The 14609-nt window shown below is 69.7% G+C and carries 14 protein-coding genes; 2 read left to right on the top strand and 12 right to left on the bottom strand.

The genetic code is table 11. The features are described 5' to 3' along the window. Positions 1-188: 188 nt before the first annotated feature. Positions 189-1169, top strand: coding sequence for an aminoglycoside phosphotransferase family protein (locus EDC29_RS00365; protein ID WP_132228105.1), 981 nt, complete (start codon positions 189-191; stop codon positions 1167-1169). 38 nt (positions 1170-1207) lie between these two features. Here EDC29_RS00365 and purD read toward each other — a convergent pair whose 3' ends face one another. The 12 genes from purD to cutA form a co-directional block, all read right to left on the bottom strand. Then, positions 1208-2500 (bottom strand): phosphoribosylamine--glycine ligase, encoded by a 1293-nt coding sequence (purD, locus tag EDC29_RS00360; protein ID WP_132228103.1) that lies wholly within the window; start codon positions 2498-2500, stop codon positions 1208-1210. 65 nt (positions 2501-2565) lie between these two features. Further along, positions 2566-3342 carry an acyl-ACP--UDP-N-acetylglucosamine O-acyltransferase gene (gene lpxA / locus EDC29_RS00355; RefSeq protein WP_123139273.1) on the bottom strand — a complete coding sequence of 259 codons (777 nt, stop codon included), beginning with the start codon at positions 3340-3342 and terminating at the stop codon, positions 2566-2568. A gap of 110 nt (positions 3343-3452) precedes the next feature. Then, positions 3453-5027 (bottom strand): bifunctional phosphoribosylaminoimidazolecarboxamide formyltransferase/IMP cyclohydrolase, encoded by a 1575-nt coding sequence (purH, locus tag EDC29_RS00350; protein WP_123139274.1) that lies wholly within the window; start codon positions 5025-5027, stop codon positions 3453-3455. Positions 5028-5131: 104 nt separating this feature from the next. Further along, positions 5132-5440 (bottom strand): helix-turn-helix domain-containing protein, encoded by a 309-nt coding sequence (locus tag EDC29_RS00345; protein ID WP_005221820.1) that lies wholly within the window; start codon positions 5438-5440, stop codon positions 5132-5134. Continuing rightward, positions 5437-6444, bottom strand: coding sequence for a tRNA dihydrouridine synthase DusB (dusB, locus tag EDC29_RS00340; RefSeq protein WP_132228101.1), 1008 nt, complete (start codon positions 6442-6444; stop codon positions 5437-5439). Before dusB ends, EDC29_RS00345 begins: the two co-directional genes overlap by 4 nt. Beyond that, positions 6441-7322 (bottom strand): 50S ribosomal protein L11 methyltransferase, encoded by an 882-nt coding sequence (prmA, locus tag EDC29_RS00335; RefSeq protein WP_123142890.1) that lies wholly within the window; start codon positions 7320-7322, stop codon positions 6441-6443. Before prmA ends, dusB begins: the two co-directional genes overlap by 4 nt. Before the next feature lie 686 nt (positions 7323-8008). Further along, a complete protein-coding gene (accC, locus tag EDC29_RS00325) occupies positions 8009-9349 on the bottom strand; it encodes an acetyl-CoA carboxylase biotin carboxylase subunit (protein WP_062274983.1) in 1341 nt (446 codons plus the stop codon). Between the two features lie 99 nt (positions 9350-9448). Then, positions 9449-9913: an acetyl-CoA carboxylase biotin carboxyl carrier protein gene (gene accB / locus EDC29_RS00320; protein WP_123139278.1), complete on the bottom strand. Its 465-nt coding sequence runs from the start codon at positions 9911-9913 to the stop codon at positions 9449-9451. 2 nt (positions 9914-9915) lie between these two features. After that, positions 9916-10377, bottom strand: coding sequence for a type II 3-dehydroquinate dehydratase (aroQ, locus tag EDC29_RS00315; RefSeq protein ID WP_005221810.1), 462 nt, complete (start codon positions 10375-10377; stop codon positions 9916-9918). A 132-nt stretch (positions 10378-10509) separates the two neighbouring features. Next, on the bottom strand, positions 10510-11079 hold the full coding sequence (locus EDC29_RS00310) for a TlpA family protein disulfide reductase (protein WP_123139279.1): 570 nt from the start codon (positions 11077-11079) through the stop codon (positions 10510-10512). After that, entirely contained in the window at positions 11076-13358 is a 2283-nt protein-coding gene (dsbD, locus tag EDC29_RS00305; RefSeq protein WP_132228097.1) for a protein-disulfide reductase DsbD, read from the bottom strand. The genes EDC29_RS00310 and dsbD overlap by 4 nt, the downstream gene beginning before the upstream one ends. Then, the gene (gene cutA / locus EDC29_RS00300; protein ID WP_123139281.1) at positions 13358-13693 is read right to left on the bottom strand and encodes a divalent-cation tolerance protein CutA; all 336 of its coding nucleotides are present in this window, start codon (positions 13691-13693) and stop codon (positions 13358-13360) included. The genes dsbD and cutA overlap by 1 nt, the downstream gene beginning before the upstream one ends. 470 nt (positions 13694-14163) lie before the next feature. Between cutA and EDC29_RS00295 the strand changes: the two genes are divergently transcribed. After that, positions 14164-14595, top strand: a complete 432-nt coding sequence (locus tag EDC29_RS00295; protein WP_123139282.1) for an FxsA family protein — start codon at positions 14164-14166, stop codon at positions 14593-14595. Positions 14596-14609 lie beyond the last annotated feature (14 nt).

Raw genomic sequence — 14609 nt, 5'->3', positions numbered from 1 at the left:
GGGTGGACGGATCCGGTTGGAGGCTGCAACGATGTCATATCTGGGCCATACCATCAATCGCGATCATGCCCCGTCGAACGGCGAGCTGGGCCGTCCCGGAGCCGATCCCGGCGTTGCGCGCACGCGCTGGTGGCTGGATCATTGCGTCTCCCTCTGTGTTTTCACCGACAACCCACCGGAGTTCCCCCTTGGCCGACCGCGACGCAGCGCTCCACGCCTGGCTCGATCAGGTGCTCGAAGGGGCGCCCTTCCTGCTCACCCCGGCCTCGGCCGACGCGAGCTTCAGGCGCTATCTGCGGGTCCATCTCGACGATCGTACCCTGATCGCGATGGACGCCCCGCCCGAGCACGAGGACTGTGGCCGTTTCGCGCGCCTGGCGCGACGGTTGCGCGCGGCCGGGCTCAATGCGCCCGGGGTGCACGCCGCGGCGACCGAGCAGGGCTTCCTGCTGCTCGACGACCTCGGTGAGCGGCCCTATCTGCAGGTGCTCGACGAGACCAACGCCGACCGGCTCTATGGTGAGGCGATGGACGCGCTGCTGACGCTGCAGACGGCGGTGGCGACCGACGACCTGCCGCGCTACGACGCCGCCTTCCTCGGACGCGAGCTGGGGCTGTTCCGCGACTGGTTCCTCGAACGCCATCTCGGGCGCGCGCCCGACGCGGCGACCACGGCGCTGCTCGATGCGCTCGACCGGGTGCTGATCGACAGCGCGCTCGAACAGCCGCAGGTCTGCGTGCATCGCGACTATCACTCGCGCAACCTGATGTGGCTGGCCGCCGACAACCCCGGCGTCCTCGATTTCCAGGACGCGGTGCTGGGGCCGCTGACCTATGACCTGGTGTCGCTGCTGCGCGACGCCTATATCAGCTGGCCGGAGGCGCGCGTCGAGGGTTGGGCGCTCGACTTCCGCCGGCACGCGCTGGCGCGCGGCGTCCTCCCGGCGGCGAGCGCCGGCGGTCGCGACCCGGCGCAGTTCCTGCGCTGGTTCGACCTCATGGGGGTGCAGCGTCACCTCAAGGTGTGCGGGATCTTCGCCCGGCTCGCGCTGCGCGACGGCAAGCGGCAGTATCTCGACGACCTGCCACGGGTGCTCGACGCGCTGCGCACGGTCGCCGCGCGCCATCCCGAGCTGGCCGGGCTGGCGCGGTTGCTCGACGGGCTCTGAGTCGCGCCGGGCGCGGGCCCGGCGCGCTGGCCGAGCGCTCAGTCGTCCGCGCGCTCGCGGGCGATGGCGCGGTGGCCGATGTCGCGACGGCAGAAGCAGTCGTCCCAGCAGATCTGGTCGACCCCGGCATAGGCGGCGGCCTGGGCCGCCGAGACGTTCTCGCCGATGGCGGTGACGCAGAGCACGCGCCCGCCGCTGGTGCGCACCTGCTCGCCCTCGCGCGTGGTCCCGGCATGGAACACCTTGGCGCCGGTGGCCGCGGCGGCCTCCAGACCGAGGATCTCCTTGCCCTTCTCGTAGCCGTCCGGATAACCGCCGGCGGCCATCACCACGCCGAGCGCGGGGTTGGGGTTCCAGGCGGCCTCGATCCGGTCGAGCCGACCCGCGAGCGCGGCCTGACACAGCGCGATCAGGTCGGAGTCGAGCCGCATCAGCAGCGGCTGGGTCTCGGGGTCGCCGAGACGGCAGTTGAACTCCAGCACCTTGGGGGTGCCGGTCTCGTCGATCATCAGCCCGGCGTAGAGGAAACCGGTGTAGGGCGTGCCCTCGGCGGCGAGCCCGGCGACGGTCGGCTCCATCACCTCGCGCATGATGCGGGCGTGGATCTCGGGGGTGACGATCGGTGCCGGCGAGTAGGCGCCCATGCCGCCGGTGTTGGGGCCGCGGTCGCCGTCGTCGCGCGCCTTGTGGTCCTGCGAGGTGGCGAAGGGGAGGATGTGCTCGCCGTCGACCATGGCGATGAAGCTCGCCTCCTCGCCGCGCAGGAACTCCTCGATCACCACCCGCGCCCCGGCGCTGCCGAAGCGCCCGGCGTCGAGCATGTCGCGCACCGCGGCCTCGGCGGTGGCCAGATCATCGGCGAGGATCACGCCCTTGCCGGCGGCCAGGCCGTCGGCCTTGACCACGATCGGCGCGCCGATCTCGCGCAGATAGGCGAGCGCCGGCTCGATCTCGGTGAACACGCCGTAGGCGGCGGTGGGGATCTGGTGACGGGCGAGGAAGTCCTTGGTGAAGGCCTTGGAGCCCTCCAGCTGGGCGGCGTCGCGGCGCGGGCCGAAGCAGGCCAGCCCGGCCTCGGCGAAGGCGTCGACCACGCCGGCGACCAGCGGCGCCTCGGGGCCGACGATGGTCAGGCCGATCTGCTGGGCGCGGGCGAAGTCGACCAGCGCGGCGATGTCCTCGGCGGCGATCGCCACGTTCTCGATCTTGGGTTCGAGCGCGGTGCCGCCGTTGCCGGGGGCGACATAGACGCGTTCGGCGAGCGGGGACTGGGCGGCCTTCCAGGCCAGCGCGTGTTCGCGCCCGCCGCCACCGATGATGAGGATCTTCATGGGGTTGCTCCAGACGCGGCCGCTGGCCGCGCGATTGGCTGTGTGGGTTGGGTTCGGTTCGCGGCTCAGCCGAGCGAGATCAGCCCGCGTCGACTCGACTGGATGAAGCGCACGATGTGCTCGGTCTCGGGGCCGGGGTGCTCGCGCTCGGCGCGCACCAGCGCCTCGGCCAGCCGCAGCCCGGAGCGGAACACCAGCCGGTAGACCGCCTTGATGCGACTGCGCTGCGCCTGATCGAAGCCGCCGCGGCGCAGCCCGACCACGTTGAGCCCGACGAAGCGGGCGCGGTGGCCGTCGGCGAGGGCGTAGGGCGGCACGTCCTGCGACACCCCGGTGACCCCGGCGATCATCGCGTAGGCGCCGATACGGGCGAACTGGTGGACCGCCACCTGACCGGAGACGAAGCAATGGTCCTCGACGGTGACATGACCGGCGAGGGTGGCGCCGTTGGCGAGGATGTTGTGATCACCGACCTGGGCGTCGTGTCCGGCGTGGGAGAAGGCCATCCAGAAGTTGTGGTCGCCGATGCGGGTGCCCTGCTCGGACTTGATCCCGCAGCTGATGTTGACCCCTTCCTTGAAGTGATTGTGGTCGCCGATCACCAGCGGGGTGGCGCGCTCCGGGGTGAAGCTCAGATCCTGCGGCTCGGCACCGAGGGTGACGCCGTGACAGACGCGGTTGTGCGCGCCCATGCGGGTGTTGCCGTAGATGCGCGCGCAACTCTCGATACGGCACTCGGGACCGATCACGGCGCCGGACTCGACGATCGAGTAGGGGCCGATGGTGACGCTGGGGTCGATCTCGGCCCCGTCCTCGATGATGGCGGTGGGGTGGATGCGCATGGCGATTGAGCCTCCAGGCTGACAGCGTCCAGCCTCCAGCTGCTGGTTGCCGCGCCCGTATCGCGGGCGCCCGGCTGATGGCTGGAGGCTGGTCGCCGGTGGCTGATCCTTTAGTGGCGGAAGTGGCGCATCCCGGTGAACACCATGGCCATGCCGTGCTCGTTGGCGGCGGCGATGGTCTCCTCGTCGCGCATCGAGCCGCCGGGCTGGATGACGGCGGTGATGCCGGCCTCGGCGGCCTGGTCGATGCCGTCGCGGAAGGGGAAGAAGGCGTCGGAGGCCATCACCGATCCGGCGACCTGGAGGTTGGCGTGCTCGGCCTTGATCGCGGCGATGCGCGCGGAGTTGACGCGGCTCATCTGGCCGGCACCGACGCCGATGGTCATGCCGTCGCGACCGTAGACGATGGCGTTGGACTTGACGAACTTGGCCACCCGCCAGGCGAACAGCAGGTCGGTGAGTTCCTGCTCGCTGGGCTCGCGGGTGGTGACGGTGCGCAGCGCGTCGTGGAGCGCGAGGTCGGCGTCCTGCACCAGCAGGCCGCCGTTGACGCGCTTGTAGTCGAGCCGGGCGCCGGGCTGGGCCGACCACTCGCCGCAGACGAGCAGGCGCACGTTCTTCTTGGCGGCGACGGCCACCGCGGCCTCGGGGGCGACGCTGGGGGCGATGATCACCTCGACGAACTGACGCTCGACGATCAGCTTCGCGGTCTCGGCGTCGAGTTCGCGGTTGAAGGCGATGATGCCGCCGAAGGCCGACTCGGGATCGGTCGAGAAGGCGCGCTCGTAGGCCTCGCGGATGTTCGCGCCGATGGCCACGCCGCAGGGGTTGGCGTGCTTGACGATGACGCAGGCCGGGGCCTCGTCGAACTGCTTGACGCACTCGAGCGCGGCGTCGGTGTCGGCGATGTTGTTGAACGACAGCGCCTTGCCCTGGAGCTGGTGGGCGGTGCTGATGCCGGCCTCGGCGCGCTGGTGCTCGACATAGAAGGCGGCGTTCTGGTGCGGGTTCTCGCCGTAGCGCATCGACTGGTGACGCACCAGCTGCAGCGAGAGGGTGCGCGGCAGGGCCACCGGGGCCTCCTCGCCTTCGCTCCGGGCCTCGGCGCGGGCGCCGAGATAGTTGGCGATGGCGCCGTCGTAGCGGGCGGTGTGCTCGAAGGCCTTGGCGGCGAGGTCGAAGCGGGTGGTGTCGCTCACCCCGCCGTGCTCGGCCAGCTCGGCGCCGACGCGGGCGTAGTCGGCGGCGTCGACCACCACGGTGACGTTGGCGTGGTTCTTGGCCGCTGCGCGCAGCAGGGTCGGGCCGCCGATGTCGATGTTCTCGATCGCCGTCGGCAGGTCGCAGTCGGGACGCGCCACGGTCTGCTCGAAGGGATAGAGGTTGACCACCACCAGATCGATCGGCTTGATCCCGTTCTCGCGCATCACCCGGTCATCGGTGCCGCGACGACCGAGGATGCCGCCGTGGATGTTCGGGTGCAGGGTCTTGACGCGCCCGGCCATCATCTCGGGGAAGCCGGTGTAGTCGGAGACCTCGGTGACGGCGATGTTCTGCTCGGTGAGCAGTCGCGCGGTGCCGCCAGTGGAGAGGATTTCGACGCCTCTGGCCGCCAGCTCCCGGGCGAAGTCGACCAGGCCGGTCTTGTCGGAAACGCTGATCAAGGCGCGATTGATGGGTTGCATCTGGTGTAGGTCCGGATCGGTTGGTTGGTACTGGATGGATGCTGATCGATTCCCCGCGGGGAATCAATCGGTCGGCGTCGCGGTCGACGCCGGCGGGGGTGCGCTCAACGCTCGCGCTCGACCCCGTAGTCGTTCAGCCGCTTGCGCAGGGTGGTGCGGGTCATGCCGAGCATGCGCGAGGCCTGGCTGAGATTGCCGCCGGTGTGCTGGAGCACGGTCTCGAACAGCGGACGCTCGACCTCCTCCATCACCAGGGCGTAGAGATCATGCACGTCATGGTCGCCCATGTTGTCGAGATAGGCGCGCAGGGCGAGGCGCACGCACTTGTTCAGCGGGTCGGAGTGGTTGGCGTCCGTCACCCGGAGCCCCGTCGAGTTCGGCTCCGATGCGTTGCCTGCAGCCTCTGTCTTCATGCTGCGTCTGTCTCCGTGTCGGGGCATTGATCGAAGAACGCGAGCACCTGCGCGAGTTGTTGCGCCGGCGTCTCGGTCCGGTTGATTTGGTCTCTAAAGCGCGCCGCACCGGGGAGGTGGCGGCTGTACCATGCGATGTGCTTGCGCGCGATGCGCACCCCGCCGTGGTCGCCGTAGAACTGGTAGAGCTGCTCGAGGTGTTCGCGCAGGAGGTCCCTGATCCAGGTTCGGGGGGGCAGGGCCGGGTCGGACGTGTCGCCCGTGGCCAGTGCGGTGGCGATGTCGCGGAAGATCCAGGGGCGTCCCTGGGCCGCGCGCCCGATCATGATAGCATCGGCGCCGGTGTAGTCCAGAACCGCGCGCGCCGAGCGCGCGTCGCCGATGTCGCCGTTGGCGATCAGGGTGATCGGCACCTGCTCGCGGATGGCGCGGATGGTGTCGTACTCGGCCGGGGCGCCATAGCCGCAGGCGCGGGTGCGCCCGTGCACGGTGAGCGCGGCGATGCCGCTCTCGTGCGCGATGCGGGCGATGTGCGGGGCGTTGCGCGCCTCCGGCGCCCAGCCGGTGCGGATCTTGAGCGTGACCGGTACTTCCACCGCCGCCACCACCGCCTCGAGGATCGCCGCCACCAGCGACTCGTCGCGCAACAGCGCCGAGCCGGCGGCGACCTTGCACACCTTCTTCGCCGGGCAGCCCATGTTGATGTCGATGATGTCGGCGCCGTGGGCGACGTTGATCCGCGCCGCCTCGGCCATGGCCGCGGGGTCGGCGCCGAGGATCTGCGCCGAGACCGGTCCGTGCTCGTCGCCGAAGTCGAGTCGGCGCACCGACTTGCGGGTGCCCCACAGCGCGGTGTTGGCCGAGATCATCTCCGAGACCGCGAGCCCCGCGCCGAGACGGCGGCAGAGGGTGCGGAAGGGGCGATCGGTGATGCCGGCCATCGGCGCCAGCACCAGATTGTTCTCCAGTCGGTGCGGGCCGATCCGGAAGGGGCTGGCGCTCATGTCGAGCGGCGTCCGCTGATCCGTACCCAATCCTCGCGCTGACAGGTGGGATCGAGCGCGATCGTCTCGGCATAGGCCGCGCGCACCGTCTCGGCCTGCTCGGCGAGCACGCCGGAGAGCACCAGCGCGCCGCCGTCGCCAACCGCTGCGATCAGCCGCGGGGCCAGCTCGACCAGCGGGCCGGCGAGGATGTTGGCCAGCACGATGTCGGCCTCGCCCTCGGGCTGGGCGTCGGGCAGATGGCACTCGATGCGCTCGGCCACGTCGTTGGCCGCGGCGTTGTCACGGGTGGCCTGGAGCGCCTGGGGGTCGTGGTCGACGGCGACGGCGCGCGCGGCGCCGAGCTTGAGTGCGGCGATGGCGAGGATGCCCGAGCCGCAGCCGTAGTCGAGCACCGTCTTGCCGGCGAGGTCGGCGCCGTCGAGCCACTCCAGACAGAGCGCGGTGGTGGCGTGGTGCCCGGTGCCGAAGGCCAACCCCGGGTCGAGCGCGACGATGACCGCGTCAGCGGCCTCGGGCGACTGGCCGTGCGGACAGACCCACAACCGTTGACCGAAGCGGGTGGGTTTGAAGGTGTCGAGCCAGACGCGCTCCCAGACCTGATCCTCCAGCCGCTCGACCACGGGCGGGACCGGCAGACGGGTGCCGAGGTCGCCAACGAGCGCGGCGACCAGCGCGTTGCTGGCGGCATCGTCCTCGAACAGCGCGGTGGTCGTCACCTCGGTCCACAGCGGGGTCTCGCCCGGCCCCGGCTCGAGCTGCGGCTCGTCGCCGGCATCGCCGAAGGTCACCGACAGCGCGCCGGCCTCCTCCAGCTCGATGGCGAGCCGTTCGGCCTGTTCGCGGGGGGCATCGAATCTGAGCTGAAGCCAGGGCATGGGGCGAGCGTCCTCTGAAACAAACCTGAAATCATAGCATCCGCGCGCGAGGCTGGGGCGGGTGGCGATCAGCCGCCAGCCACCAGCTAACAGCCACCAGCCACTTGCTGCCAGCGTCGTAGGATGGGCAAAGCGCAGCGTGCCCATCGAGGCGCACGCAGGCGCCGGGCACGCTGCGCTTTGCCCGGCCTACGGGACGGGTCGCTGTTGGCCGGGAATCGACCGTCATCCACGCCCAAAAACCCTTCGTGTCCTTGGTGTCTTGGCGGTTTGGACCAGCCACCAGCTGTCAGCCGCCGGGAGATTGAACCGCCAAGATACCGTCTTGCCCGTCAATCGCTGATCATGCACACCAGCCTTCCCGACTGGAGGCTGGAAGCCGATCGCTGGAGGCTGGTTCGAACCGCCAAGACACAAAGGACGCGAAGAAAGCGATCAGCCTTCAGTAAACAGTCTCCAGTGTCGGTGTGCGATCAACCGCGACGCGACGAGACACCCCAGCCCCTCACTGGAGGCTGGCAGCTGGAAGCCTTTCTTCATCTTCGCGCTCTTGGTGTCTTAGCGGTTCACAATCTGACTGGAGGCTGGAGGCTGGAGGCTGGAGGCTGGAGGCTGGAGGCTGGAGGCTGGAGGCTGGAGGCTGGAGGCTGGAGCGAGCGGGGCGGGCGGCTGCCCGCCCCGGTGGCTCAGAGGCCGAGCATCTTCTCGAGATAGTGGATGTTGGGTCCACCGGCGAGGAAGGCGCCGTCGCGCATGATGGTGCGCTGGAGTTTGATGTTGGTGTCGATGCCGTCGATGATGGTCTCGCGCAGCGCGCTGCACATGCGTGCGATGGCGGCGTCGCGATCCTCACCGTGGGTGATCAGCTTGCCGATCATCGAGTCGTAGTAACAGGGCACCGTGTAGCCGGAATAGATGTGCGTCTCCAGCCGTACGCCGGGGCCGCCGGGGGCGTGGAACTCGGTGATCTTGCCCGGGCTGGGCATGAAGGTCTCGGAGTTCTCGGCGTTGATCCGGCACTCGATGGCGTGTCCGCGGATCTCGATGTCCTCCTGACGGTAGCGCAGCGGTTCGCCGGCGGCGATCAGGATCTGTTCCTTGATGATGTCGATGCCGGTGACCATCTCGGTGACCGGGTGCTCGACCTGGACGCGGGTGTTCATCTCGATGAAGTAGAACTGCCCGTTCTCGTAGAGGAACTCGAAGGTGCCGGCGCCACGGTAGCCGATGGTGCGGCAGGCCTCGGCGCAGCGCTCGCCGATGGTGCGGCGCTGCTCCTCGGTGATGCCGGGGGCCGGGGCCTCCTCGACCACCTTCTGGTGGCGGCGCTGCATCGAGCAGTCGCGTTCACCGAGATGGATGGCGTTGCCCATCTGGTCGGCGAGTACCTGGAACTCGATGTGACGCGGGTTCTCCAGGTACTTCTCCATGTAGACCATGTCGTTGCCGAAGGCCGCGGCGGCCTCGGCCTTGGTCAGCGAGATGGCGTTGAGCAGGGTGGCCTCGGAGTGCACCACGCGCATGCCGCGTCCGCCGCCGCCGCCCGATGCCTTGATGATCACCGGGTAGCCGATCTCGCGCGCCAGCTCCAGGGTGCGCTTCTTGTTGTCGTCGAGCGGGCCGCCCGAGCCGGGGACGCAGGGCACGCCGGCGGCCTTCATCGCCTCGATCGCCGAGACCTTGTCGCCCATCAGGCGGATGGTCTCGGGGCGCGGGCCGATGAAGATGAACCCGGAGTGTTCGACGCGCTCGGCGAAGTCGGCGTTCTCCGAGAGGAAGCCGTAGCCGGGGTGGATGGCGACGGTGTCGGTCACCTCGGCGGCGCTGATCAGCGCCGGGATGTTGAGGTAGCTCTGCTGGGACGACGCCGGGCCGATGCACACGGCCTCGTCGGCCAGCAGCACGTGTTTGAGGTCGCGGTCGGCCTCGGAGTGTACCGCGACGGTCTTGATGCCGAGCTCGCGGCAGGCGCGCAGCACCCGGAGCGCGATCTCGCCGCGGTTCGCGATCAGAACCTTCTCGATCATTGCAGCCATGATTGCAGTGTCTTCTGTAGCGGTTGCCAGGCTGCGCCACCGAGGTGGCGCAGGGTCGACGCTCGCGTGAGGGGGCGTCCCCTCACTCGATCACTCGATCACGAACAGCGGCTGGTTGTATTCGACCGGCTGACCGTTCTCCACCAGGATGCGCTTGATGGTGCCCGCCTGCTCGCACTCGATCTGGTTGAGGATCTTCATCGCCTCGATGATGCACAGGGTCTCGCCGGTCTTGACCGACTGGCCTTCCTCGACGAAGGACTTGGCGCCCGGCGCCGGGGCGCGGTAGAAGGTGCCGACCATCGGCGAGCGCACGACCTCGCCCTGGAGTTCGAGCGGGGCCTCGTCATCGCCCTCGTCGGCGCTGCTCGCGGCAACGCTCGCCGCAGGTGCAGCCGGGGCCGGCGCCGCGGCTTGCTGCGGGGTGTAGACCGGCATGGCGGTGCTGCCGTGGCGGCTGATGCGCACGGATTCCTCGCCCTCGTGGATCTCGATCTCGGCGACGTCGGATTGCTCCAACAGCTCGATCAGCTTCTTAACCTTGCGGATGTCCATGGTCAGTGTTTCTCGTTCGTGTGGTCTTGCGCCACGCGGGTGAGCGCAGCGCGCAGCGCCAGTGCGTATCCCTCGGCCCCGAGCCCGCAGATCACTCCCTCCGCGATGTCGGAGAAGTAGGAGTGGGCGCGAAACGGCTCGCGGGCGTGCACGTTCGACAGGTGCACCTCGATGAAGGGGATCGCGACCCCCAGCAGCGCATCGCGCAGGGCGACGCTGGTGTGGGTGAAGGCGGCCGGATTGATGATGATGAAGCGCACGTTCTCGTGTGCCGCGCGGTGGACTGCGTCGACCAGGACGTGCTCGGCGTTGCTCTGCAGGAAGGCGAGGTCGTGTCCCGCCCGTGCAGCCATCTGCTGGAGCTCGCGCTCGATGTCGGCCAGCGTGGTGCTGCCGTAGTGCGCGGGCTCGCGGGTTCCGAGGAGGTTGAGATTGGGTCCGTTCAGGACCAGGATCGCGGCCATGTCGCCAGCTGCCTCGCCGAAGGTTGCAACGGTTTCGGATCCACTATTTCGGCTTTGAATAGTAGTGAACCGCTGCGAATTGTCCGTATTTTACGGGATGATGTCCAGCTGGTTCGGCGAATTCACGCCCCCTCAGCGGGCGCTCGCGGGGTCGTCGGCGAGTCGGGCGGCGAGTTGCTCGAATTGTGCCTGATCGAGTGCCCCGGTGTGGCTGAAGATGCGTCGGCCACGGGCGTCGAAGGCGACGGTGAAGGGCAGCCCCTCGACGCGGTTGCCGAGGCGCCGGGCGAGGTCGATGGCCTCGAGATCGGCGAGCAGCACGGTGAGATCGAGCGGGTGTTCGGCGAGGAAGGCGCGGGTCGTCTCCGGGCGGTCGACGGCGATCGCCACCACCCGTATCCCGGTCTCGGCGTGGGTGCGGGCGAACTGCTCGAGCAACGGCAGCTCGGTGGCGCAGGGCGGGCACCACACCGCCCAGAAATTGAGGATCAGCGGGCGGCCGGCCCAGGCGTTGCTCGTGTGTTCGCGTCCGCCGAGGTCGGGGAGGCGGAAGTCCGGCAGCTGGTCGAGCGTGCCGCCGCGCAGCCCGGCGTGACGGTCGCGGTCGGCGCCCTGGTCGAGCCAGCGCTGACCGAGGACCGCCGCGCCGATGCTGATGCCGCCGGCCAACGCGGTGACCAGCACCACCTTGGCCGGGCTCATGGTGCGGCCCGGCGCAGGTGATCGGCGAAGGCCTCGGCGGGGGTGAAGCCGACCAGGCGGAAGCCGGTGCGCTCGGCGCCGTCGGCGCCGAAGAACAGCATCGCCGGCGGTCCGGGGATGCCGAAGCGTCCCTGCATCAGCGCCTGATCGGCGGCGTCGTTGGCGGTGACGTCGGCCTGCAGCAGCACGAAGCGGTCGAGCTCTGCGATCACCGCGGGGTCGCTGAAGGTGTAGCGCTCCATCTCCTTGCAGGCGACGCACCAGTCGGCATAGAAGTCGAGCATCACCGGGCGGCCCTGGGCGCTGGCGGCGGCCAGTTCGCGGTCGAGATCGGCGACCGTCTTGACCCGGGTGAACTCGGCATGGGCCGCCTCGCCGCCGCCGATGCCGAGCCCGCGCAGCGGCTGCAGGGTGTCCTTGCCGCCGGCGGCGGCGCCGATCAGCATCAGGCCGCCATAGACCAGCAGCGCCACCCCGAGCCCCTTCCACAGCTTGCGCCAGCCGCCGCTCTCGTGGCCGAGCGGGCTGAGCGCGCCGAGATAGACCGCCGAGCAGATCAGCAGCAGGCCCCACAGCAGCATCGCCACCGCCGCCGGGATCACCCGCTCGATCAGGCTGATGGCGACGGCGAGCAGGGCGACGCCGAACACTGCCTTGACCGCCTCCATCCAGGCCCCGGCGCGGGGCAGCAGCTTGCCCGCCGAGGTGCCGATGACGATCAGCGGCGCGCCCATGCCGAGACTCAGCGCGAACAGCGCCACGCCGCCGAGCAGCGCATCGCCGGTCTGGCTGATATAGATGAGCGCGCCGAACAGCGGCGGGGCGACGCAGGGACCGACGATCAGCGCCGAGAGCAGGCCCATGATCGCCACCCCGGCGAGGGTGCCGCCCTGCTGGCGGTTGCTGAGCGCGGCCAGGCGCGATTGCAGGCTGGCCGGCAGCTGGAGGTCGTAGAAGCCGAACATCGACAGCGCCAGGGCGACGAACACCAGGGCGAAGGCGCCGAGGATCCAGGGGTCCTGGAAGGCGGCCTGGAGGTTGGCGCCGAACAGCCCGGCGAGCACCCCGGCGACGGTGTAGGTCAGCGCCATCGCCAGCACGTAGACCAGCGACAGCACGAAGGCGCGGCGGGTGGTGATGCCGGCACCCTGGCCGGCGATGATCCCGGAGAGGATGGGGATCATCGGGAACACGCAGGGGGTGAAGGCGAGCAGCAGGCCGAGGCCGAAGAACAACGCCACGCTGGTCCACAGGCTGGCGTTGGCCAGGGTCGAGGCCAGCCGGTCCTGCTCGGAGATCGGCGCCGCGCTCGGCGCGGGCGCAGCCGGCGCCGGGGCGGCGGCGATGGGCGCGGCGCTACCGCCGGCGGGGAGGGCGAGGGTCAGTCGACGGTGCTGCGGCGGGTAGCAGATGCCGCGCTCGGCGCAGCCCTGGTAGCCGACCACCAGGGTGGTGTCGAGCGCCTCGGTGGTGGCGCGGCGCAGGCTCAGGTCGAGGGTGAGACGGTCGTGATAGACGGCGACGTCGCCGATGCTGCCGTCGGGCAGCACCGAGTCGTGCTTGATCTCGCCCGGCGGCAGCGCCGGCTGCTCGAGCGCGAGCTGCGCGTCGTCGAGCGCGACCTCGACCAGATCGCGATAGAGATAGGTGCCGGGGGCGATCTCCCAGTGCAGCCGCACCCGTTCGGGGCCGAGGACCTCGACCTGGAGGTCGAAGGCCTGGTCGACGGTGAGGATCTCCTCGTCGTCGAGGCCGAGGGCGCGGCTGATGCCGGCGCCGGCATCGAGTCCGGGCAGCGGGATTGCCGGGGCCGGTGGGGCGAGCGGCGGCGCGGGCAGGCGTATCTGGACGCGCTGGCGGTGCGGCGGGTAGCAGAGTCCGGCGTCGGCGCAGCCCTGTGAGGTGGTCTCCAGGGTGAGCACCTCGGGGGCCGCGGCGGAGCGCGTCACGGGCAGGGTGATCTCGACCGTGTCGCGATAGATGCCGACCTCGCCGAAGAACTCGTCCTGCTTGATCTCGGGCTCGGGCAGTACCGGCTCACCAAGGGTGATGCCGGCGGTGTCGGTGGTGAAGGCGAACTTGGCGGCGTAGAGATAGTAGCCCTCGGCGATGCGCCAGCGCACCTTCAGGGTGTCGGCGTCGATGGCCTCGGCGCTGGGCTGGAAGGCTTGATCCGGGAGCAGGAAGTCGTCGCGGGCCTGGGCCGCGAGTCCCGGGAGCAGCAGCGCGAGCAGCACGAGCAGCGGCAGGTGACGTGACAGGTGAGCGAGGCGGGACATCAGCGGTGCGCTCCTGTGGCGGTGTCGATCCAGTTCAGATAGTCGGCGAGCCCCTCGGTGATGGGGACGGCGATCGCCTCCGGGGTCTCGTAGGGGTGGAGTTCGGCGAGTCGGTCGATGAGCGCCCGGCTGCGCTCGGCGCTGGTCTTGATCAGCAGCAGGACCTCGCGCTCGCGCGCGATCTCGCCCGCCCAGCGATAGATCGAGGTCAGGCCGGGGACCAGATTGACGCAGGCGGCCAGCTCCTCCTCGACCAGCTGCTCGGCGAGCCGGGTCGCCTGGGCGACATCGGGACAGGTGCACAGCAACAGGTGATGGCGGGGGTCCGGGTGCATGCTCTGGGTCTCCTTGCGGGTATGGCCTGATCCTTCTTGGTGCGCCGCGTCCGCCGATGGTTCACGCCGGGGTGTTGCGGCATCCTGAGTGGCGCCGGCGCGTGCTGTCAATATGGCTTCCAGCCGCCAGCCGCCAGCCGCCAGCCGCCAGCGGTCAGGGTACTGAACCGCTAAGACGCGAAGGGAACGAAGGGAGAAGAGAGAAAGGGAGCCGGCCTTCAGTCCTTGGCCTCTTCCTTCGCTGCCTTTGTGTCTTAGCGGTTCGATCTTCTGGCGGCTGGTCGCCGGTTCCATTCGGGGCGTGCGATGCACTATGCTGCAGGGCATGGCTATGCTGCCGTCCTTCCTCCAGTCGCCTCCCCGATACCTGGTCGCGGGAGGGCCGATATGCCCGCTGCCCGGTTGGCGCGGGCGCTCGCCGGTCCCGGTCCCCGGGATCCTGGTCTTCCACCCTGATCGAGACTAACGCCGTGCTGCTTTTTCTTGTGCTCTTCATCGGGCTGCCGCTGATCGAGATCTATCTGCTGATCGAGGTCGGTTCCGAGATCGGCGCCCTGTCGACCATCATGCTGTCGATCCTCACCGCGGTGATCGGGACCTGGCTGGTCCGTCACCAGGGCTTCGGCGTGCTGTTGCGGGTCCGCGAGCTGAGCGACCGCGGCGAGGTGCCCGCGCTCGAGATGATGGACGGCGCCCTGTTGCTGGTCGCCGGACTCTTCCTGCTGCTGCCCGGATTCCTCACCGACGTGGTTGGCTTCCTGCTGCTGGTGCCGCCGCTGCGCCGGGCGCTGGTGTTGCGCTACGTGCGCGGGATCTCGGTGACCACGGTGCAGGGGCAGGACCCCTTCCGTTCGCCCGACGAACCCCGCGTCATCGAGGGTGACTACCGTCGCGAGGACTGATCCGCGCCCCTCTC

Origin of the sequence: Marichromatium gracile, assembly GCF_004343155.1 — a bacterium.
GTDB classification, from domain to species: domain Bacteria; phylum Pseudomonadota; class Gammaproteobacteria; order Chromatiales; family Chromatiaceae; genus Marichromatium; species Marichromatium gracile.
This window is presented reverse-complemented; position numbering and strand designations above follow the sequence as displayed.